This is a genomic window from Klebsiella sp. GB_Kp047 (genome assembly GCF_040065235.1).
Taxonomy (GTDB): domain Bacteria; phylum Pseudomonadota; class Gammaproteobacteria; order Enterobacterales; family Enterobacteriaceae; genus Klebsiella; species Klebsiella quasipneumoniae.
On the sequence record NZ_JBEAJG010000041.1, the window covers coordinates 137637 to 157509 of the forward strand.

At 62.4% G+C, this 19873-nt stretch carries 17 protein-coding genes and 1 riboswitch; of the genes, 9 read left to right on the top strand and 8 right to left on the bottom strand.

The window, feature by feature from the left end:
* Positions 1-255 precede the first annotated feature (255 nt).
* Complete coding sequence (locus ABLV76_RS21220) at positions 256-936, top strand: MgtC family protein (RefSeq protein WP_004202612.1); 681 nt, start codon at positions 256-258, stop codon at positions 934-936.
* A gap of 96 nt (positions 937-1032) precedes the next feature.
* Positions 1033-2094, top strand: coding sequence for a cell division protein ZapE (gene zapE, locus ABLV76_RS21225; protein ID WP_348878454.1), 1062 nt, complete (start codon positions 1033-1035; stop codon positions 2092-2094).
* A gap of 33 nt (positions 2095-2127) precedes the next feature.
* On the opposite strand, the gene katG is transcribed toward zapE, so the two are convergent.
* Complete coding sequence (gene katG, locus ABLV76_RS21230) at positions 2128-4305, bottom strand: catalase/peroxidase HPI (protein ID WP_004202604.1); 2178 nt, start codon at positions 4303-4305, stop codon at positions 2128-2130.
* A gap of 343 nt (positions 4306-4648) precedes the next feature.
* Positions 4649-4728: riboswitch (ZMP/ZTP riboswitch) on the top strand.
* A gap of 17 nt (positions 4729-4745) precedes the next feature.
* Between katG and ABLV76_RS21235 the strand changes: the two genes are divergently transcribed.
* The 3 genes from ABLV76_RS21235 (at position 4746) to ABLV76_RS21245 (ending at position 8356) form a co-directional block, all read left to right on the top strand.
* Positions 4746-5378 (top strand): LysE family translocator, encoded by a 633-nt coding sequence (locus ABLV76_RS21235; protein WP_043519625.1) that lies wholly within the window; start codon positions 4746-4748, stop codon positions 5376-5378.
* Positions 5379-5599: 221 nt separating this feature from the next.
* Complete coding sequence (gene mrdA / locus ABLV76_RS21240) at positions 5600-7510, top strand: penicillin-binding protein 2 (protein ID WP_231786961.1); 1911 nt, start codon at positions 5600-5602, stop codon at positions 7508-7510.
* A 108-nt stretch (positions 7511-7618) separates the two neighbouring features.
* The gene (locus tag ABLV76_RS21245; RefSeq protein ID WP_117130009.1) at positions 7619-8356 is read left to right on the top strand and encodes a glutamine amidotransferase; all 738 of its coding nucleotides are present in this window, start codon (positions 7619-7621) and stop codon (positions 8354-8356) included.
* Here ABLV76_RS21245 and pqqF read toward each other — a convergent pair.
* The 7 genes from pqqF to ABLV76_RS21280 all read right to left on the bottom strand — a co-directional run bounded on the left by pqqF (position 8353) and on the right by ABLV76_RS21280 (position 15005).
* Complete coding sequence (gene pqqF, locus ABLV76_RS21250; protein WP_348878455.1) at positions 8353-10638, bottom strand: pyrroloquinoline quinone biosynthesis protein PqqF; 2286 nt, start codon at positions 10636-10638, stop codon at positions 8353-8355. The genes ABLV76_RS21245 and pqqF overlap by 4 nt on opposite strands.
* The gene (gene pqqE, locus ABLV76_RS21255) at positions 10638-11780 is read right to left on the bottom strand and encodes a pyrroloquinoline quinone biosynthesis protein PqqE (protein WP_023318333.1); all 1143 of its coding nucleotides are present in this window, start codon (positions 11778-11780) and stop codon (positions 10638-10640) included. The genes pqqF and pqqE overlap by 1 nt, the downstream gene beginning before the upstream one ends.
* The gene (pqqD, locus tag ABLV76_RS21260) at positions 11767-12045 is read right to left on the bottom strand and encodes a pyrroloquinoline quinone biosynthesis peptide chaperone PqqD (RefSeq protein WP_004202592.1); all 279 of its coding nucleotides are present in this window, start codon (positions 12043-12045) and stop codon (positions 11767-11769) included. Before pqqD ends, pqqE begins: the two co-directional genes overlap by 14 nt.
* A gap of 2 nt (positions 12046-12047) precedes the next feature.
* Positions 12048-12803 (bottom strand): pyrroloquinoline-quinone synthase PqqC, encoded by a 756-nt coding sequence (pqqC, locus tag ABLV76_RS21265; RefSeq protein ID WP_004143685.1) that lies wholly within the window; start codon positions 12801-12803, stop codon positions 12048-12050.
* On the bottom strand, positions 12797-13723 hold the full coding sequence (pqqB, locus tag ABLV76_RS21270; RefSeq protein ID WP_048324310.1) for a pyrroloquinoline quinone biosynthesis protein PqqB: 927 nt from the start codon (positions 13721-13723) through the stop codon (positions 12797-12799). The genes pqqC and pqqB overlap by 7 nt, the downstream gene beginning before the upstream one ends.
* Positions 13724-13777: 54 nt before the next feature.
* Positions 13778-13849 (bottom strand): pyrroloquinoline quinone precursor peptide PqqA, encoded by a 72-nt coding sequence (gene pqqA / locus ABLV76_RS21275; protein ID WP_002905689.1) that lies wholly within the window; start codon positions 13847-13849, stop codon positions 13778-13780.
* A 136-nt stretch (positions 13850-13985) separates the two neighbouring features.
* Positions 13986-15005 (bottom strand): dipeptidase, encoded by a 1020-nt coding sequence (locus ABLV76_RS21280; RefSeq protein WP_060655872.1) that lies wholly within the window; start codon positions 15003-15005, stop codon positions 13986-13988.
* Between the two features lie 242 nt (positions 15006-15247).
* Here ABLV76_RS21280 and ABLV76_RS21285 point away from each other — a divergent pair, with 242 nt between their 5' ends.
* The 4 genes from ABLV76_RS21285 to ABLV76_RS21300 all read left to right on the top strand — a co-directional run bounded on the left by ABLV76_RS21285 (position 15248) and on the right by ABLV76_RS21300 (position 19700).
* The gene (locus ABLV76_RS21285) at positions 15248-16240 is read left to right on the top strand and encodes an alpha/beta hydrolase (RefSeq protein ID WP_348878456.1); all 993 of its coding nucleotides are present in this window, start codon (positions 15248-15250) and stop codon (positions 16238-16240) included.
* Between the two features lie 86 nt (positions 16241-16326).
* Complete coding sequence (locus ABLV76_RS21290; RefSeq protein ID WP_004180014.1) at positions 16327-17067, top strand: response regulator; 741 nt, start codon at positions 16327-16329, stop codon at positions 17065-17067.
* The gene (locus tag ABLV76_RS21295; protein ID WP_023318328.1) at positions 17064-18407 is read left to right on the top strand and encodes an ATP-binding protein; all 1344 of its coding nucleotides are present in this window, start codon (positions 17064-17066) and stop codon (positions 18405-18407) included. The genes ABLV76_RS21290 and ABLV76_RS21295 overlap by 4 nt, the downstream gene beginning before the upstream one ends.
* A gap of 102 nt (positions 18408-18509) precedes the next feature.
* On the top strand, positions 18510-19700 hold the full coding sequence (locus ABLV76_RS21300) for a cytochrome c biogenesis protein/redoxin (protein WP_348878457.1): 1191 nt from the start codon (positions 18510-18512) through the stop codon (positions 19698-19700).
* The last annotated feature ends 173 nt before the right edge of the window (positions 19701-19873 follow it).

The following is a 19873-nucleotide window of genomic DNA, read 5'->3' on the forward strand; positions in this document are numbered from 1 at the left end:
GTCATCCTTATTGTTATTCTCCGGCAAGTTAACGCGACTATTTTCGCTGCTTGCCGAACCGGCGGGCAGCAATCTTTGATTACCGGATTGCCTCCCTGAATGTAGTGATTCGCGACCGAACGCGAGAGGCATCGTTATGTTTCTGTTTCCCACCACCTTATTTCCTCCACCATCATCCGCCCGCTAATTGCCCGGCGCGGCTGAGCGCGACATCAATACATTTTTATTGCTTTCTGTTATCTGGAGGAAGGCGCGATGGTATTTCCTTATATGACACATTTACTCGCGGCAATGCTGCTGGGAGCGCTGATCGGCGCGGAAAGACAATGGCGGCAACGTATGGCCGGTTTGCGGACCAATGCGCTGGTGGCCACCGGCGCGGCGGTGTTTATTCTTAGCGCGATGTCGGCCTCGCCGGACAGCCCGGGGCGCATTGCGGCGCAGATCGTCTCCGGTATCGGCTTCCTGGGGGCGGGAGTGATTATGCGCGATGGCATGAACGTTCGCGGCCTCAATACCGCCGCCACCCTGTGGTGCTCGGCCGGTATCGGTGTCCTTTGCGGCCTGGGGCAGTTCTGGAACGCGACGGCGGCGACGCTGATTATTCTGTGCGCCAATATCCTGCTCCGCGAAGCGGCGCAGCGTATTCATGCCTTGCCGGGCGCCGGTGACGAAGAAAAACGCTATATCTTACGCGTCACCTGTTTGCGCGAGCATGAAAAGGCCGTGCGTCAGCTGCTGCTGAATATTGCTCAGCAGCAGAGGTTCACCCTGCAGGGATTACAGTCGGCGGCAGCAGACACGGCGGATCAGCTGGAGATTTGCGCGGAGCTGATTAGCCATAAGCAGCATCAGAAAACGCTGGCGCAGATTATGGCGCAAGTGGGCGTTCAGCAGAACGTCACCTCGGTACACTGGCGCGTCGGAGAAGCGTAGAGACAGGCGGTGGGGCAGCGGAAACGGCCGCTGGCCGCGCGATTCGCCAACCCGTGGTAAAGCGGCTAGAATGGCCTCCTGCCGGAGGTTATAAGAATGTTAAATAATGGATGTGTGCCGTCGGAATCTGGCCAGACTATGACGACGGCTGATTTTCGCTTTACCCGCGTGATGGCCGAGCAGGCGGCGCGTGCCCGTCTGACGCTGGACAACGATCAGCTGTCGCTCATCGCTCGCCTGGACGCCCTGGGCCAGCAGCTGTTGTCCGCGCCCGGCACGCCGCAGGGACTGTACGTCTGGGGACGCACCGGGCGAGGGAAAAGCTATATTCTCGATCACTTTTTTGCCAGCCTGCCGCTTGCCGCCCGGCGTCGGGTCCATTTTCATCACTTCTTCCGCGAACTGCACCAGCGGCTGAATGCCCCCGGCGCGCCCGGCCTGCAGACGGTGATGATGCAGATGACCTCCGGCTGCCGCCTGCTGTGTTTCGACGAATTTCATCTTCACGACCCCGGCGACGCCATGCTGATGAAGGCGCTGCTGGAACACCTTTTTCAACGGGGCATCGTGCTGCTGGCAACCTCTAACTACCCGCCGGAGATGCTGCTGCCTAATCCGCTGTATCACGATCGCTTTTTACCGTCGATCGCGCTGATCCGCGCCCACCTGGCGGTCGTCGCGCTTAACGGCGAGGAGGATTATCGCGAACGGCATCTGAGCCAGGATAACGCCTTCTGCAGCGGGCGGCTATGGGTTAACCCGGGCGAATCACAGCGTCAGCTGTACGAGCTGCCCTCGCTGCCTGCCGAACCGGTCCCGCTGGAGGTAGGCTACCGCATGCTGCAGGCGGCCGCGGCGTCACCCGCCTTGCTCCATTTCTCTTTTGCCCAGCTCTGCCAGGCCGCCACGGCGGTGATGGACTATCTGGCGCTCAGCGAACGTTATGCCGTCTGGTTACTGGACGAGGTGCCGCCGCTAGCCACGGTAGGGCCGGCGGCCCAGCAGCGCTTTATCAACGTGATTGATGTGTTGTATGAAAAGCAGATCCGCCTGCTGCTGGTGACCCGCTGCGACCTGGAGACGCTGGTGGCCGGGGTGGAACTGGAGGATATTCAGCGAACGCGGAGCCGCCTGCAACAGCTGCCGCGGGCGGTATAAAAAAAAGCCCCGGCGGGTGCCGGGGCGAGGGGATCACAGGTCGAAACGGTCGAGGTTCATCACCTTGGTCCAGGCGGCGACAAAGTCATGCACCAGCTTCTGCTGCCCGTCGGCGCAGGCGTACACTTCCGCCAGGGCGCGAAGGACCGAGTTGGAGCCAAACACCAGATCCACGCGGGTGGCGCTGTACTTCGCTTCGCCGGTTTTACGGTCGCTGCCGGTAAACAGCTCCGCCCGATCATCGGCCGGTTTCCAGACGGTGGCCATATCCAGCAGGTTGACGAAGAAGTCATTGCTGAGCACGCCGACGCGGTCGGTAAACACCCCGTGTTTGCTGCCGTCGTAGTTGGCGCCCAGCACGCGCAGTCCACCCACCAGAACCGTCATCTCCGGAGCGGTTAAGGTCAGCTGCTGCGCTTTATCGATCAGCAGCGTTTCCGTCGACACACCGCCCTCGATGCGACGGTAGTTGCGGAAGCCATCCGCCAGCGGCTGCAGCAGGTCAAACGACTCGACGTCGGTCTGCTCAGGCAGGGCGTCGACGCGACCAGGGGTAAACGGCACGTTGACGCTGACGCCGGCCGCCGCCGCAGCCTGCTCAACGCCGACCACGCCAGCCAGCACGATGATATCGGCCAGCGACGCTTTGCCGGAAGCGCGCTGGATCGCCTGCAGGGTCGGCAGCACCCGGCTGGCGATAGCATTGACCGGCCAGTCTTTCTGCGGGGCCAGCGCCAGACGCGCGCCGTTGGCGCCGCCGCGCTTATCGCCGCCGCGGAAGGTGGAGGCAGAGGCCCAGGCCACCGATACCAGCTCACTCACTGACAGGCCGGCGCCGGCGATGGCGGTTTTCAGGCTGGCGATGTCTTCCGCGCTCGGCTGATGGGTGGCCGCCGGCAGCGGATCCTGCCAAATCAGATCTTCTTTTGGCACTTCCGGCCCGAGGTAACGGGATTTCGGCCCCATATCGCGGTGGGTCAGCTTGAACCACGCCCGGGCGAAGGCCTCGTTAAAAGCCTGCGGGTCGTTGAGGAAGCGACGGGAGATCTTCTCAAACTCCGGGTCGAAGCGCAGGGTCAGGTCGGTGACCAGCATGGTCGGTTTGCGCTTTTTCCCCGGGTTAAACGGATCCGGGATAATTTCCGGGGCGTCTTTGGCTTCGAACTGGATAGCGCCCGCCGGGCTGCGGGTCTGCACCCATTCGTATTTGAACAGGTTCTCGAAAAAGTAGTTGCTCCACTGGGTGGGCGTCTGCGTCCAGACCACTTCCAGACCGGAGGTAATGGCATCCGCGCCTGCGCCGCTGCCGTAGCTGGAGTGCCAGCCCAGGCCCTGCGCTTCCAGCGGCGCGGCTTCCGGCTCGGCGCCGACGTGGCTGGTTTCTGCGGCGCCATGGGTTTTACCCAGCGTGTGGCCGCCGGCGATCAGCGCGACTATTTCTTCATCGTCCATCGCCATATTGCCGAAGGTGGCGCGAATGGCCGCGGCGGCGGACAGCGGCTCGCCGCTGGCGTTCGGTCCTTCCGGGTTAACGTAAATCAGCCCCATTTCGGTGGCGCCGATGGCCTGTTTCGCCAGGCTTTCCGGGTGACGGTGGGCCAGCCACTCTTTCTCATCGCCCCAGTCAACGTCCAGATCCGGTTCCCAGACATCTTCACGACCGGCGCCAAAACCGAAGGTGCGGAAGCCGGCGTTTTCCAGCGCCACGTTACCCGCCAGCATGTAAAGGTCGGCCCAGGAGATTTTCTGGCCATATTTCTGTTTCACCGGCCACAGCAGACGGCGGGCCTTATCTAGGCTGACGTTGTCAGGCCAGGAGTTCAGCGGCGCAAAGCGCTGCTGCCCACGACCCGCGCCGCCGCGACCGTCAACGGTGCGGTAGGTGCCGGCACCGTGCCAGGCCATACGAATAAACAGACCGATATAGCTGCCCCAGTCTGCTGGCCACCACTCTTGCGAATCGGTCAGCAGCGCTCTGAGGTCAGCCTTCAGCGCGGAGTAATCGAGCTTTTTAAACTCTTCCCTGTAGTTAAAATCCTCACCCAACGGGTTGGAACGACTGGAGTGCTGGTTCAGCAGATCGACACGCAGCTGGTTAGGCCACCAGTCGCGGTTGCCGGTGCCGCTGCCGGCGCTCTGCTTGGGCGTCTCGGCGTGGAAAGGGCACTTTCCGGCGGATGCGTTGTTGGATGGGTCGTTAGACGTGCTCATATCAGGCTCCGTTTGCTTTTGTGAATGCCGTTACGATATACACTGCTACCAATAAGCGATATTTGAATGAGTCTACGGATTTAATAGCTAATTCCGTTCAACGAAGGGCGAAACACCCTATTATATGACCTGGCGGATCCAGGGGTAAAAAATACACCTCACCATTAACCATAGACGTAACGAGACGGCAAAGGAAACGATCTGCGTCAATCGGGCCGAAGGAATGCTAATTGTTTGAGATATGACAATTTTACTATGAGAAAAGGATGAGGGTTTTCCGCTGAGCGAGCGTAACGAATGCCCGGCGCAGGGGTTGTTGGCGGACACAGAATAAGCTAATACTTAGACACCATGTGACTGGCGCTAAAGACAGAATACTGTTGGGGAGCATGGTCGACGTCGCCGCGCGCCTGGGCATTACCGCTATCTGGAGATAAGTTATGCCTGAATTCGCTTCATTAATGGCCTTTGCCGCGGTGGCGCTGGGATTAGTGTTAACCCCCGGCCCCAATATGATGTATCTCACTTCGCGTTCGATTTGCCAGGGAAAACGCGCTGGCTTTATCTCCCTTGCCGGGGTTGCCGTGGGCTTTTTCTTCTATATGCTGTGTGCCGCTTTCGGCATTACCGCGTTGGTTTTCGCGGTCCCTTATGCCTACGATGCCTTGCGTTTATGCGGGGTCGCTTATTTGCTCTATCTGGCGTGGCAGGCGATAAAACCAGGAGGGAGGCCGATATTCGCGGTGCGTGAATTACCTGCGGACAGTGGGCGTAAGCTGTTTCTGATGGGATTTATCACCAGCCTGGCGAACCCCAAAGTTGCTATCCTCTATTTGTCCCTGCTGCCGCAGTTTGTCACCCCCGGACTCGGTAGCGTACTCAGCCAGTCGTTAATGTTAGGCTGTACTCAGGTATTAATCAGTGTGGCGGTGAACGGCCTGATTATCTTGCTGGCCGGGCAGGTGGCGTTATTTCTTAGCCGGCGGCCGGGCTGGCAACAATTTCAACGCTGGCTGATGGCGACGGTACTGGCCGGAATGGCGGTTAAGATCGCTTTTGAGGCCAGAAAATAACCGGGTTTGTCGGGAAAAGGGAGGCCAGCGATATCCGTCGCTGGCTAACCTCGCACCCTGATGCCTTTCTGCCACAGAGAAAGGCTCTCCAGGCTCTAACATGCTGAAACATTTCTGCCAGATCATTAGCAACCTTTCAGTAGGGCTAACGCCGCGATAAGGCTATGCTTCCCGGCCGTTACGCCGTTGGCTTTTCCCGTGATCCAGGTGATGTACCGCTAATGCCCCTTTTGAGAGATGAAATTCGCGACCACTCCGCGGAAGAGATGCTGTTTATCCGCCGGGCCGCAATCGCCTTTCTGCTGGTGGTGGTCTGCTTTGGCGTGCTGATTTTCAACCTCTACCATCTGCAGGTGGAGCAGCACGATTTCTACCAGACCCGCTCCAACCAAAACGATATTAAAATGCTGCCCATCGCCCCCAGCCGCGGGCTGATATTCGATCGCAACGGCATACCGCTGGTGCAGAATATTACCCTGTATCGCCTGCAGGTGATCCCGAGCAAAATTCCCGATATGGCCGCGCTGCTGCAAACCCTGACGCCGATTGTCGACCTGACGCCGGACGACATCGCCAGCTTCCGCGACGATATGCACCACAGCAGCCGCTATAAAGCGGTTACCCTCAAATCCGACCTCAGCGACGTGGAGGTGGCCCGCTTCGCGGTCAACGAATTCCGTTTCCCCGGGGTGACGGTGGAGAGCTATCAGCAGCGTGAATACCCCTACGGCGCAGAGCTGGCGCACGTGGTGGGCTATGTGTCGAAAATCAACGACAGCGACCTGCAGCGGCTGGCGAAAGATGGCGAAGAGGAGAACTATGCTGCCGACCACAATATCGGCAAGCAGGGGATCGAGGGTTATTACGAAAAAGCGCTCCACGGCACCACCGGCTACCAGGAGGTGGAAGTGGACAACCACGGCCGGGTGGTGCGTCTGTTGAAAGAAGTACCGCCGGTGGCCGGGAAAAACCTCTACCTGACCCTTGACCTGCACCTGCAGCAGTATATTGAGTCGGTACTGAAGGGGCAGCGCGCGGCGGTGGTGGTGGTCGATCCCCGGGATGGCGGGGTGCTGGCGATGGTCTCCAGCCCCAGCTATGATCCTAACCCGTTCGTCAAAGGTATCGGCTATCAGGCCTATAAATCGCTGCTGGATAACCCGGACCGGCCGCTGATCAACCGCGTCACCCAGGGGCTGTATCCCCCGGCCTCGACGGTGAAGCCCTATATGGCGCTGTCGGCGCTCTCCGCCGGTGTGATCACGCCGAACACCACCTTCTTCGGGGCGCCGACGTGGACCCTGCCGGGCACGCAGCGTCGCTACCGCGACTGGCTGAAAACCGGCCACGGCATGCTCAACGTGACCAAAGCCATTGAAGAGTCGGCGGACACCTTTTTCTACCAGGTTGCCTTCGAGATGGGCATCGACCGGATCCATGAGTGGCTGAGCAAATTCGGCTACGGCCAGTCCACCGGCATCGATCTCAATGAGGAGTATAGCGGGGTGCTGCCCAGCCGGGAGTGGAAACAGCGAGTGCATAAAAAGCCCTGGTACCAGGGGGATACCATCTCCGTCGGTATTGGCCAGGGATACTGGATCGCCACCCCCATCCAGATGGTGAAAGCGCTCACCACGCTCCTGAACAACGGTAAGGTGCAGGACCCGCATCTGCTCTATTCGATGAAGCAGGGCAATCATCTGGAACGCTATCAGCAGCCGGCGAACCTGCCGCAGGTGGGCGATCCAAAATCCCCGTACTGGGGCATTGTGCGCAACGGCATGTATGGGATGGCGAATCTGCCCAACGGCACCGGCTACAAGCTGTTCCATACCGCGCCGTACCAGATTGCGGCGAAGTCCGGGACTTCGCAGGTGTTCAGTCTGAAGCAAAACCAGACCTATAACGCCAAAATGATCCCGGTGCGTCTGCGGGATCACATCTTCTATACCCTGTTTGCCCCTTATCAGCATCCGAAGGTGGCGATGGCGCTAATCCTGGAGAACGGCGGCGGGGATGGGGTGGTGGCCGGACCGACGGCGCGCGCCATTCTGGACCATATTTTTGTCCCGCAGCAGGCGCCGGCGGCCGCAGCCGACGTGCCGCAGCGGGAGAGCGCGGACGCCCAGTAAGCGGCTGGACTTATTCCGCAGGCGCATCGTTCATAGAAATTGGTTATTTGTCCCATCATCTTCCCGGCGGCATAGTATTTTAGGGAACATGACGAACGAGGAGGAAGGGTGACACGTAACCGATTATTGCTGGTTCAGACCGGGACGCCGCCGGCAGCCATCCGTGAGGAGCATGGCGATCTGCCGCGCTGGTTCCGCACGCTGTTGGCGCCGTGGCAGGCGCAGCTCACCGCGGTACGGGTGTTTGAGGACGAGCCGCTGCCGGCGCCGGATCGCCAGACGGTGGCGGTGCTGACCGGCTCCTGGGCGATGGTGACCGACCGTCTGGCATGGAGCGAACGGACCGCCGACTGGATCCGTCAGGCGGTGGCTATCGGCATGCCGCTGTTCGGCGTTTGCTATGGCCATCAGCTGATGGCTCATGCCCTGGGGGGCGAGGTGGCGTATCATCCCGCCGGACGGGAAAGCGGCAGCCAGACCGTTTCGCTATCGCCGTGGGGTGTCGACGACCCGCTGCTGCGGGGCCTGCCGGCCGCATTTCCCGCGCATCTGAGCCATTTGCAAACCGTGACCCGTCTGCCGGAGGGGGCCACGGTGCTGGCCGCATCCTCCCACGATCCCCACCAGATCGTGCGCTACGGGCCGCACGCGGTCTCCACGCAGTTTCACCCGGAATTCACCGCGCCGATTGCCCGCTCGCTGATCCGCTACCGGGAGGCGGTGCTGCAGACGGAGGGCATCGACGCGAAGCGATTACACGATGAAGTGCAGGAGAGCCCGCAGGCCGCGGCGATCCTCTCGCGCTTCGTCAGTGCCTATCTGACCCCTGATGCCCCCGGCCATTAATCCCCGGCAGTGAACAGTACCCGCCAGCGGCGACGACGGCGGGACATCTCGTAGGCCAGGTCGTCGACCTCTTCAACGCGCAGCGCGTCAGCCGCCTGCGGCGTCAGCTCCGCTAAACCATACTTCTGACGCAGGACGGCCAGCGCTTGCGCCTCGGGCGGCGTCCGAGTGCGAACCTGTGCGGCCAGGCGCTGCTGTAGCGGCCTGAAGGTCGCTTCATCCAGCGGCGGCAGCTGGCGCAGAAAGGTGTTGCAACAGCGCAGCAGCGCCACGGCGCGGCGATCCGGGGACTGGAGCGCCATCAGCAGCCCGTCGCGATCGGCGACGCGCTGATAGCGGCAGCTCACCACATAGCCGATCTGCTGCTCCACCCGCAGGCGCTGGAAAAAGAGTGGCTCACAGCGCTGCGCCAGCACCCGCAGGGCCGCCAGCGAGGCGCCTTCCGGCAGCGGAATAAAGACCAGCAGCGCTGTATCGCCTCCGGGGAAAGTCAGCCGTTCGACGCCGCGGCGGCAGGGGCCAGAGAGGTTGCCCGGCGGGTTAACCCGGGCGCTAAGCAGGCTCAGCTGGCGCGCGATCCACTGCGCATCCTCTGCGCTGCCGCCGGTCAGGGCCGCCAGCCAACCTTCCTGATGCTCTGATGCGCCCAACCGATCGGGGAGCAAAGCCATGAGATGACGGATAGCAATATTCTCCGGCGGCGGGGCCAGCGGGGCGACCGGGAGCGCGAGCTGCCGCATAATGGCCTGCAGAATCGCCACCGGCCGTCGGCCGGACGCTGGCCACTGCAGGAGCAACTGCCAGCTGCCGTCGACGCGATGCCACTCGCCGCGGCCCCCGGCGTGGCGCAGCGCGGCGAGCAGCGGGCGCAGCTGTTCCCCGCGCGCCAGCCCTTCGGCCATATCGGGCGAGCAGTAGAAGGGCGGTCGGAGCAGGAGCCTCGGCGGCTCGCCCGGTGACGGGAGGTGGAGCAGCGGCGCGGCTTTCTCCGGGTTTTCCGCGGCGAGGCCGCCAGCGGCTTGCGGATAAAAAGCGAATTCCAGCGCCGGGTCAGAGACCGGGCGGCGCCACCACCGGCTAAGCGGCAGGCTAAAGCCCTGGGTGGCAACAGGCTCCCCTGGGGAAATGGTCTGGCAGGCCAGGCTGACCGTGGGGGCGGCCTGCAGGGCGGCGCAAAAATCGGCGAACCCGACGGGCGGCCCGCCGGGGGCAAAGCCGAATGCCCGCTGGCGCAGCTGATCGAGGGGCGACAGCGTTTGAAAACGGCGCCAGGACAGCTGATAGTAGTGTTGCTGCTGGTCTGGCGTCGTCTGCCGTAGCGCCTGCAGCCAGTGGGTTATCTGCTGGTCGACCTGTTCCGGCCGGTCGCTGGCGAAGACCAGCGCCAGCCAGCCGAGGCGCTGATCCTGATACAGCCAGCTCAGCGCCACCTCTTGCGCCTGGCCACGCTGGCGCAGCCCGGCCATCAGGCTGCCAGGGGCTTCATCAAGCAAAAACTCGCGCAATAACGTGACGTTGTCACTTAAGGCGATCAGCGGGCAGCGCCACAGCGCGGGCTGGCTGGAGACCGCCAGCTGCAGTGCAGTGGATTCGCCCAGGCGCAGCGGTGGCGCCGGCGGCGGAGCCTCGCCTGCGGCAAGCCCGGTGGCGAAACGGGCCGCCAGCTCGCCGAGCGCCTCCAGCGACTGCGGCCCTTGCAGCCAGAGCTGCATCCGCCGGGCGACGTAATGGGTGCGGTGAAAATCACGTAACGCCGCCTGCAGTGCAGGGAGATCGCCCGCCAGCGCGTCGGCACTGCCTACCTGAAAGCGGCGAAAGGCCGCGGGCGCGCTGGCGGCGTGGCGCACGGCGGCTTCCCGGCGCGACGGCTCATGCTGCTGGATCAGGCGGTACTCGGCGTCAATCACCGCCACTTCACGCTGAATATCTTCCCTGAGCAGCCGCGGCGCCTGCAGCATCTCCTGTAGACGCGCGACACCGTCAGCCAGACCATCGGCGGCGACCTCGAAAAAGAACGCGCTGTGGCGGGCCAGGGTGGTGGCATTCACGCTTCCGCCCTGGCGCTGCACCCAGCCCATCAGCCGGTCATCATCCCGGTAGCGCTCACCGCCGTAAAACAGCAGATGCTCCAGCAGGTGCGCCAGACCGGGAAAGCGCGATGGTTCGTGGTGGCTGCCGGCGGCGACCCGCGCCAGGGCCGCGGCGCGATCGGCCTGCGGCTGATGGACCAGAGTGGCCTGCAGGCCGCCCGGCAACGTGACGGTGCGTGTCGCCAGCGTCATTACAGGTCCCGGGTTTTGTAGATCAGCTGCGAGCGGGTACGGTTGCGGAACTGCAGCTGGCTGACTTTTATGTCGCTGCAGGCCGCTTCGCGCCGGGCGTCGAGGATTTTGTGATGATGCGGCGATTTGCTGCACACCGGGTCGGCGTTATCGGCGCTGCCGGTCAGCATAAAGGCCTGGCAGCGGCAGCCGCCGAAGTCTTTCTCTTTTTCATCACAGGAGCGGCACGGCTCCGGCATCCAGTCATACCCGCGGTAGCGATTGAAGCCGAACGAGTCATACCAGATCGACTCCAGGCTCTGCTCCAGCACCGACGGAAACGCCACCGGCAGCTGACGCGCGCTGTGGCACGGCAGGGCGGTGCCTTCCGGGGTAACGCTGAGGAAAATCGATCCCCAGCCGCCCATGCAGCCTTTCGGCCGCTCTTCGTAATAGTCCGGGGTGACAAACAGCAGGTTGGTGAGATTGCCGCTGGCGGCCATTTTCTGCCGGTAGTCGGCGACCACCTGCTCGGCGCGGGCGATCTGTTCCCGGGTCGGCAGCAGCCCCTCGCGATTGAGGAACGCCCAACCGTAGAACTGGCAGGTGGCCAGCTCAACGTCATCCGCTTCCAGCTCAATGCACAGCGCGATAATTTTATCCAGCTGATCGATGTTGTGCCGGTGAAGAACGAAGTTGAGCACCATCGGGTAGTCGCGCGCTTTTACCGCCCTGGCCATCGCCAGCTTCTGCTGGAAGGCTTTTTTGTTACCGGCCAGCGCAGCGTTGAGCACCTCATCGCTGGCCTGGAAGCTAATCTGGATATGGTCCAGCCCGGCCTCGCTGAAGGCGTCGAGTTTGCTCTCCGTCAGCCCTATGCCGGAGGTGATCAGGTTGGTATAGAATCCGAGGTCGCGCGCGGCGCGGATCAGCTCTGGCAGATCTTTACGGGTCAGCGGCTCGCCGCCGGAAAAGCCCAGCTGTACGCTGCCCATCGCCCGCGCCTGGCGAAAGACCTCGATCCATTGTTCGGTGGTCAGCTCCTTGTCCTGTTGGGCGAAGTCCAGCGGATTCGAACAGTAGGGGCACTGCAGCGGGCAGCGGTAGGTTAGCTCCGCCAGCAGCCACAGCGGCGGATTGACGGCGGGTTTACTCTGGCTCACGGCAGGTGATCCACTTCTGTTGACAGGCTATCTGCAGGAACTCGATGACGTCGTCATCGACGCCACCGGCTTCCGGGAAGCGTTCGTTGAGCACGGCGATAATTGCCGCGACGTCACGCCGGCCGTCCACCAGCTCGAGGATCGCCGCGGCGGTCTCATTGAGTTTAGCCATTCCCTCCGGATAGAGGATCACATGGCTCTCCTGGGCAGCTTCCCACTGCAGACGGTAGCCGCGACGAAAGGCGACGATGGAGGTTTTTTGCATGGTTACACCAGTCGGGTCGTGTGCCAGGCCGCCTTGTCGGTGACCGTATGATAGGGCGGGCGCTGCAGGGCATAGGCCATGGTCATGGCGTCGAGCATCGACCATAAAATGTCGAGCTTAAACTGCAGGATCTCCAGCATCCGGTTCTGTTTTTCAGCGCTGTCGCAGTAGGCCTTCGCCAGCGCCAGGCCATGCTCCACGTCGCGGTTGGCCTGGCTCAGACGGCTGCGGAAGTAAAAATAACCTTCCTCTTTGATCCACGGGTAGTGCTGCGGCCAGCTGTCGAGGCGCGACTGATGGATCTGCGGAGCGAACAGCTCGGTCAGAGAGCTGCAGGCCGCCTCCTGCCAGCAGGCGCGACGGGCGAAATTAAGATAGGCATCCACCGCGAAGCGCACGCCGGGCAAGACGTGGCGCTCGCTGAGCAGATCGTCGCGGCTCAGACCGACCGCTTCTCCCAGCCGCAGCCAGGCTTCAATCCCGCCGTCCTCGCCATGGCTGCCATCGTGGTCGAGGATCCGCTGCACCCATTTGCGCCGGGTCTGCGCGTCCGGGCAGTTGGCCATGATCGCCGCGTCTTTCAGCGGAATGGTGGTCTGGTAGTAAAACCGGTTCGCCACCCAGCCCTGAATTTGCTCGCGGGTCGCGTCGCCGTTATGCATGGCAATGTGGTAAGGGTGGTGAATATGGTAGAAGGCGCCTTTGGCCCGCAGGGCCTCTTCAAAGGCCTGCGGCGACAGCGTGTCGGTGATCAGCATGCGGTTTCCTGAAGGGTGATAGCCATCCCGTCCCAGCTCACTTCAATCCCCTGTTGCGTCAGCGCCTGGCGCTGGGGAGACCGCTCGTTAAGGATCGGGTTGGTGTTATTGATATGAATAAGAATTTTACGTTTTGCCGACAGGGAGGCCAGCAGGGCCATCATCCCGTGCTCATCACCGAGCGCCAGGTGGCCCATATCGCGGCCGGTATTGCGCCCAACGCCGGCGGCCTGCAGTTCGTCATCCTGCCAGACGGTGCCATCGATCAGCAGACAATCCGCTTTTTGCAGCCATGGCAGAATGGTCTTATCCGGTTCACCGAGCCCCGGTGCGTAGAACAGCGTCTGCCCGTTGCGGCGGTTTTCGATAAACAGCGCCACGTTATGGCCCGGCAGCGGCCGGTCGCGATACGGTGAATAGGGTGGCGCGTTGCTGGCGATAGGCACCGCGGTAAATTGCAAATCAGGACAGGCGTCAACGGTAAAAGGCTGCTGCGGCGCGATGGGGTGATGCACCAGGCCGCCGTTCCAGTGTCGAAGCATGGTAAACACCGGGAAACCGGTGGAGAGATCCTCATGGACCTCCGGGGTGCACCACACCTGGTGCGGGCAGCCTTCGCGCAGGCTCAGTAACCCGGTGGTGTGGTCGATCTGGCTGTCGGTGAGAATAATGCCGCCGATATGCGTTCCGCGCAGCACGCCGGCTTTATTTAACTCGGGCGTGTGGGCAATCTGCTGACTGATATCCGGCGAGGCGTTGCACAGCACCCACTCCTGACCGTTATCGCTGACGATGATCGACGACTGGGTGCGGGCGCTGGCCTGGATCGTGCCGTCGCGCAGACCCTGGCAGTTGGCGCAGTTGCAGTTCCATTGCGGGAAACCGCCGCCGGCGGCGGAACCGAGGACTTTAATGAACATGAAGACGGACCGGGTAATGTAAAAAGATGCCCGCGCGAACGGCGGGCGGGGCGATTAGCGGTTAGAAATGTACAGCGTCACTTCCAGACCGAGACGTAAATCGATAAAAGCAGGTTTCTTCCACATGTTTTGTTCCTCTTAAAAATGACCACAGGCCTCACGGATAATGCAGGATCTGTGACGGCCGCCGCATATTGCGCTTCACCGGGTGAGAGATCAACCCGGAATCTGTAAGGATTTAACTTTATGTTTACAATATAACCTATTGTTGCCAAACATGTTTTAATACCCGCAGCCAGTTACGCCACAGCAGCTTATCCAGCACCAATTGATCATAGCCGCTGTCACGCAAGGCATTGATTAGCAGCGGTAAGCCGGCCACATCCCCCAGCGCGTCCGGCAGGGTGACGCCGTCAAAATCCGAACCGAGGGCCACATGATCCTCACCCATTATGTTAATAAGATAGTCGATATGCCGGACGATGGTGGCGATGGGCGTGTCGCTATCGCGCCGTCCGTCGGCGCGCAGGAAGGCGTTGCCGAAATTGACGCCCACTACGCCGCCGCTGTCGCGGATCGCCCGCAGTTGCCGATCGGTCAGGTTGCGCGGCTGCGGGCACAGGGCGTGGGCATTGGAGTGGGTGGCCACCAGCGGGGCGGTGGAATGGTGGGCGGTATCCCAAAAAGCCTGTTCATTCATGTGCGAAACATCGATCTGCATCTTCAGGGCGTTGGCCTGGGCGATGAGCGCGATGCCCTCGCCGGTAAGACCCGGCCCGCTGTCCGGGCTGCCGGGAAAGGCGCCGGTGACCCCGCAGCCGAAGCGATTAGCGATATTCCAGAACGGACCGATGCTGCGCACCCCGGCGCGATAAAAGGCCTGCAGATCGTCGCCTTGGGCGTCGAACCCGCCGGCGCCTTCGATGTGCGCCACCATCGCCAGCGCCTTATCCTGACGACAGCGTTCGATATCCGCCGCGCTCAGGCACAGCCGCGCGCGGCTGGCGTCATGGGCGCAAATCGCCTTGAGAATAGCCAGCTGCTGCCAGAGGATCGTTAAGGGATCCCACGCCTGGCTGGCGTACTGCGGCGCCATACGGGCGATGTACTCCTGCGGCGGCACAAAGAGGGCGAACAGGCCGCCGGCCAGACCGCCCTGGAGAATACGCGGATAATCGAGGTGGCCGTTCTCTATCCCGGCAAAGAAGGCGGTCACCGGATCCTCGCGATGGTGAAGCCAGAGATTCAGCAGCAGGTCATTGTGACCATCAAAAATCGCCATAGCGGGCTCCTGGGTTATCAGGTGGTAAAAATGGCTGACACGGTAGCGGATTTATGCCCGGGGGCAAGCAGAAATTCACAAGCCCGCAACAATTGCCAACGTGAACTGTGTATCACACTGTATCCCGCGGCGGGTTCCTGACATTAAGAGATAAAAATGGCCCCGGTCGGGCACATGGCGGATACAAATTTCCGCTTAACTGGTCACGTACTCTCTTGATGAAGATAAAAGGTGAGAAAGCGATGAACAGATTATCCCTGATCCGGTATGCCAGCGCCGCGGCGCTGGGGTTATCCACCCTGTGGTCCGCCGCCGTTTGCGCCGCTGAAGACGCGGGGGCGTTCGACAAAATCCACCAGATTCACGCTGGCGATCTGAATATTGGCTACGTGGATATCGGTCCGCGGGACGGCCAGCCGGTGATTCTGCTGCACGGCTGGCCCTACGATATTCAGAGCTATGCCCAGGTGGCGCCGGCTTTAGCGCAGAAGGGTTACCGGGTGATTGTGCCGTATCTGCGCGGCTACGGCGCCACCCGTTTCCTGTCGGCGAAAACGCTGCGTAATGGTCAGCCGTCGGCGATGGCGGCCGATATTGTCCATTTGATGGACGCCCTGAACATCAGGCAGGCAGATCTGGCCGGCTTTGACTGGGGGGCGCGCACGGCGGATATCGTCGCCGCGCTGTGGCCGCAGCGGGTGAAATCCCTGGTCTCGGTGAGCGGGTATCTGATCAGCAGTCAGCAGATTGGCGAAAAACCGCTGCCGCCGCAGGCGGAGCTGTCGTGGTGGTATCAGTTCTATTTTGCCACCCCGCGCGGCGAAGCCGGTTACCGGCAGAACACCCACGACTTTGCGAAATTTATCTGGCATCAGGCGTCTCCGCAGTGGCCATTCAGCGACGCGACCTTTGCCAAAACCGCCCAGGCGCTGGATAACCCGGACCACGTGGCGATCACCATCAGCAACTACCGCTGGCGCCTGGGGCTGGAGAAGGGGGAAGCGAAGTATGCCGGCTATGAACAACGGCTGGCGGCGCTGCCGCCGATAACCGTGCCCACCATCACTCTGGAAGGGGCGAATAACGGCGCGCCGCATCCGGCTCCGGCCAGCTACCGGGCCAAATTTACCGGTAAATATGAGCACCGGGATCTGCCGGGGGCGGTAGGCCATAACCCGCCGCAGGAGGATCCGACGGCGTTTGTGCAGGCGGTGGTGGACGCCGATCGGTTGTAACCCGCGACTTGCCGGCGGCGCGACGTTGCGCTTCCGGCAACACGGCTTATGCTTGTGAAGAGTTTATTTTGCCGCAGGAGCAGCCTTTGGAGCGTATTGACCACATCCTGGTCGTCGATGACGACCGCGACATCCGGGAACTGATTGTCGACTATCTGGAAAAATCGGGATACCGCGCCAGCGGCGCGGCGAACGGCAAAGCCATGTGGTCGGTGCTCAAAAATCATCAAATTGACCTGATTGTGCTGGATATCATGATGCCGGGCGAGGATGGCTTAACGCTCTGCCGCCAGCTGCGCGCTAACCCGCAGCAGGATATTCCGGTGCTGATGCTCACCGCCCGCACCGACGACAGCGACCGGATCCTCGGCCTGGAAATGGGGGCTGACGATTATCTGATTAAACCCTTTGTGGCCCGCGAACTGCTGGCGCGCATCAAGGCCATTTTACGCCGCACCCGGGCGCTGCCGCCCAACCTGCAGATCACCGAGGCGGGCAGGCTGATCGCCTTTGGCGACTGGCTGCTCGATACCGCCGCCCGCCATCTGCTGGACGACAGCGGGGCGATTGTCGCCCTCAGCGGGGCGGAGTATCGACTGCTGCGGGTGTTTCTCGACCATCCCCAGCGGGTGCTGAACCGCGATCAGCTGCTCAATCTGACCCAGGGACGCGACGCCGAACTGTTCGAACGGTCAATCGACCTGCTGGTGAGCCGACTGCGTCAGCGCCTGCGGGAGGATGCCCGGGAGCCGGCCTATATTAAGACGGTGCGTAGCGAAGGCTATGTGCTGTCGGTCCCGGTCTCCATCCGCGAGAGGCATGAATGAGGTTCTGGCCCGTCTCGCTGCAGTCGAGGCTGATGGCGCTGCTGTTTCTGGCGCTGCTGCTGGCGAACACCTTAACCCTGTCGCTGCTGTTTTATGAGCGAATGAGCAGCGCCCGCAGTGTGATGCTGGGCAATCTGGCGTCTGATGTCGCCACCAGCGTGGCGATCCTCGACCGTCTGCCGCCCGCTGAACGCCCGCAATGGCTGCCGAAGCTGGCGCGCGGCAACTACCGCTATCAGCTGGACGCCGGCGAACGCGGCGACTACCCGGACAGCTGGCGCGCCCGGGACGCGGCGCGCTCCCTGCAGGAGGCGCTGAGCGCGCAATATCCGGTGAGTATTGTGGCGATCCCCGGTCCGCGTCAGCATATCCAGGCCCATATTACCCTCCACGATGGCGCCCCCTTGACCCTCGACCTGTGGCCGAAGCTACCGCCCATCGCCCGCTGGCTGCCGGTGGTGCTGATCGCTCAGTTTGTCCTCCTGCTGGCCTGCGCCTGGTACGCGGTTCGCCAGGTACTGCTGCCCATCACCCGTTTTACCCATGCGGTGAATGCGCTTGAGCCGGCCAGCGACACGGCGGGAACCATGGCCGAGCAGGGGCCAGAGGAGGTGCGCCGTGCCGCCCGCGCGTTTAACGCGATGCAGACCCGCATCCACGATCATCTGCAGGAGCGGGCGCGGATCCTCGCCGCCATCTCCCATGATCTGCAAACGCCGATCACCCGGATGAAGCTGCGGGTGGAGATGGCCGACCAGCCGGAACTGCGCGACAAACTGCTGCAGGATCTCGACAATATGACCCGCCTGGTGCGCGAAGGTATCGCCTTCGCCCGCACCTCGCAGCCGCTGGCGGAGGCGCGCCAGCGGCTGAACCTTGACGCCTTTCTCGACAGTATCGCCTGCGATTATGCCGACGTTGGCCGGCCGGTGCGGTTTTGCCCCGAGGAGAGCGCCGGGGTGGTGTGGATCCCACCGCAGGCCCTGCGCCGGGTGATGACTAACCTTATCGATAACGGGCTGAAATTCGGCGCCACGGTAACGGTAACCCTGACCCGCGACGCCGCCGGGGATATCACTATCCATGTGCTGGATGAGGGGCCGGGGATCCCTGAGGCGTCGCTGCAGGCGGTGCTGCAGCCCTTTTTTCGCCTGGAGGACTCGCGCAATCGCGATACCGGCGGCACCGGTCTGGGACTGGCGATCGCCGCGCAGCTGGTCAGCCAGATGAACGGCACGCTGCGCCTGTCCAACCGCCCGCAGGGCGGCCTGGACGCCAGCGTGCGTCTCGCCGCGCAGGGATTGTATCCTGCTGTATCTCCGGCGCAGTTGGAAAACTAAGCCGACAATTCTCCCGCTTTCCTGACACATCCGCCCTACATCTCCTTGCTGTAATGTCGTGGCTGCCACTCCCGGCAGCGACGACACAATGAGGAGAAGGCGATGTCGATATTAATTGCGTTTTTCGGCGGGATGTTAACCCTGCTGAGCCCCTGTACGCTGCCGGTAATCCCGCTGCTGTTCGCCAGCGTCCGGGGCCGCCGGGGGCAGCTGGCGATCATGCTGGCGGGAATGGCGCTGATGTTCGGCGCTGTCTCGTGGCTTGTGACGGTCGCCAGCGGCTGGGTGGTCAATCTGACTCTGGTTGGGCGCAGCCTGGCGCTGGCGTTCTTCGCCCTTGTCGGGCTGAGTCTGCTTTCGCAGCGCATCGCACAGCGGCTGACCTCACCGCTGGTGGCGCTGGGGAATCAGCTTAACGACGCCAGCTCACGCCAGCGCGGCTGGATCGGTTCGTTGCTGGCCGGGCTGGCGGTGGGGCTGCTGTGGGCGCCGTGCGCCGGGCCGGTACTGGGGGCGATACTGAGCCTGGGCTTTGTGCATCCGGGCCAGGCGACCACCGGCGGGTTGCTGCTGGCCTACGGCAGCGGCGGGGCGGTGATGTTATTCCTGCTCGGGTGGTGCGGCGCGGCGTTGATTGCCCGTCTGCGTCGCGGGCTGGCGTTCGGCGAACGGCTGCGCCGGCTGGCGGGGGTGGCGATGCTGGCCTCGGTGGCGCTGATCGCCAGCGGCGGCGACCGCTATTTGCAAAGCGCGGGAGGGTGGAGTCAGGCGCTGGAGCAGCGGCTGGCCGCCCGTCTGCCGCAGCCGACGCAGAAAACGGTTCTGCAACCGATCGCTATGCCCAAGCCCTGCAGCGCCATGCCTTCGCTGGTGGGGGGCAGCGCATGGCTCAATAGCCCGGCGTTAACCCCGGAGCGTCTGAAGGGCAAAGTGGTGCTGGTGGATTTCTGGACCCGGGAGTGCATCAACTGCCAGCATACCCTGCCTTACGTGCGCGACTGGGCGAACAAATACCGCGCGGCCGGGCTGGTGGTGATTGGCGTCCATACCCCTGAATATCCCTGGGAGCGTTCGCTGCCGCTGCTGCGCCAGGCGGTGAAGGAGTGGCGAATAACCTACCCGGTGGTAGCGGATAATGAGTACAGCATCTGGAACGCCTTCGGCAATCAATACTGGCCGGCGCATTACATTTTCGACGCTCGCGGGCAGCTTCGCTATACCGCCTTCGGCGAAGGGGATTATGCCCGCCAGGAGCAGGTGATCCAGCAGCTGTTGCAGGAGAGCAAAGCCTGACCCGCGGCGCAGGCCTCTGGCGGATGGATCCCTCCAGGCCTTATACCTGATGCCGGGCGGCGCTGCGCTTGCCCGGCCTACGGGGTTACGGAGCCGCGTGTAGGCCCGGTAAGGCGCAGCCGCCACCGGGCATCGAAGCGGGAACGGCGCAAAATATCCATTGCCGGTGACTG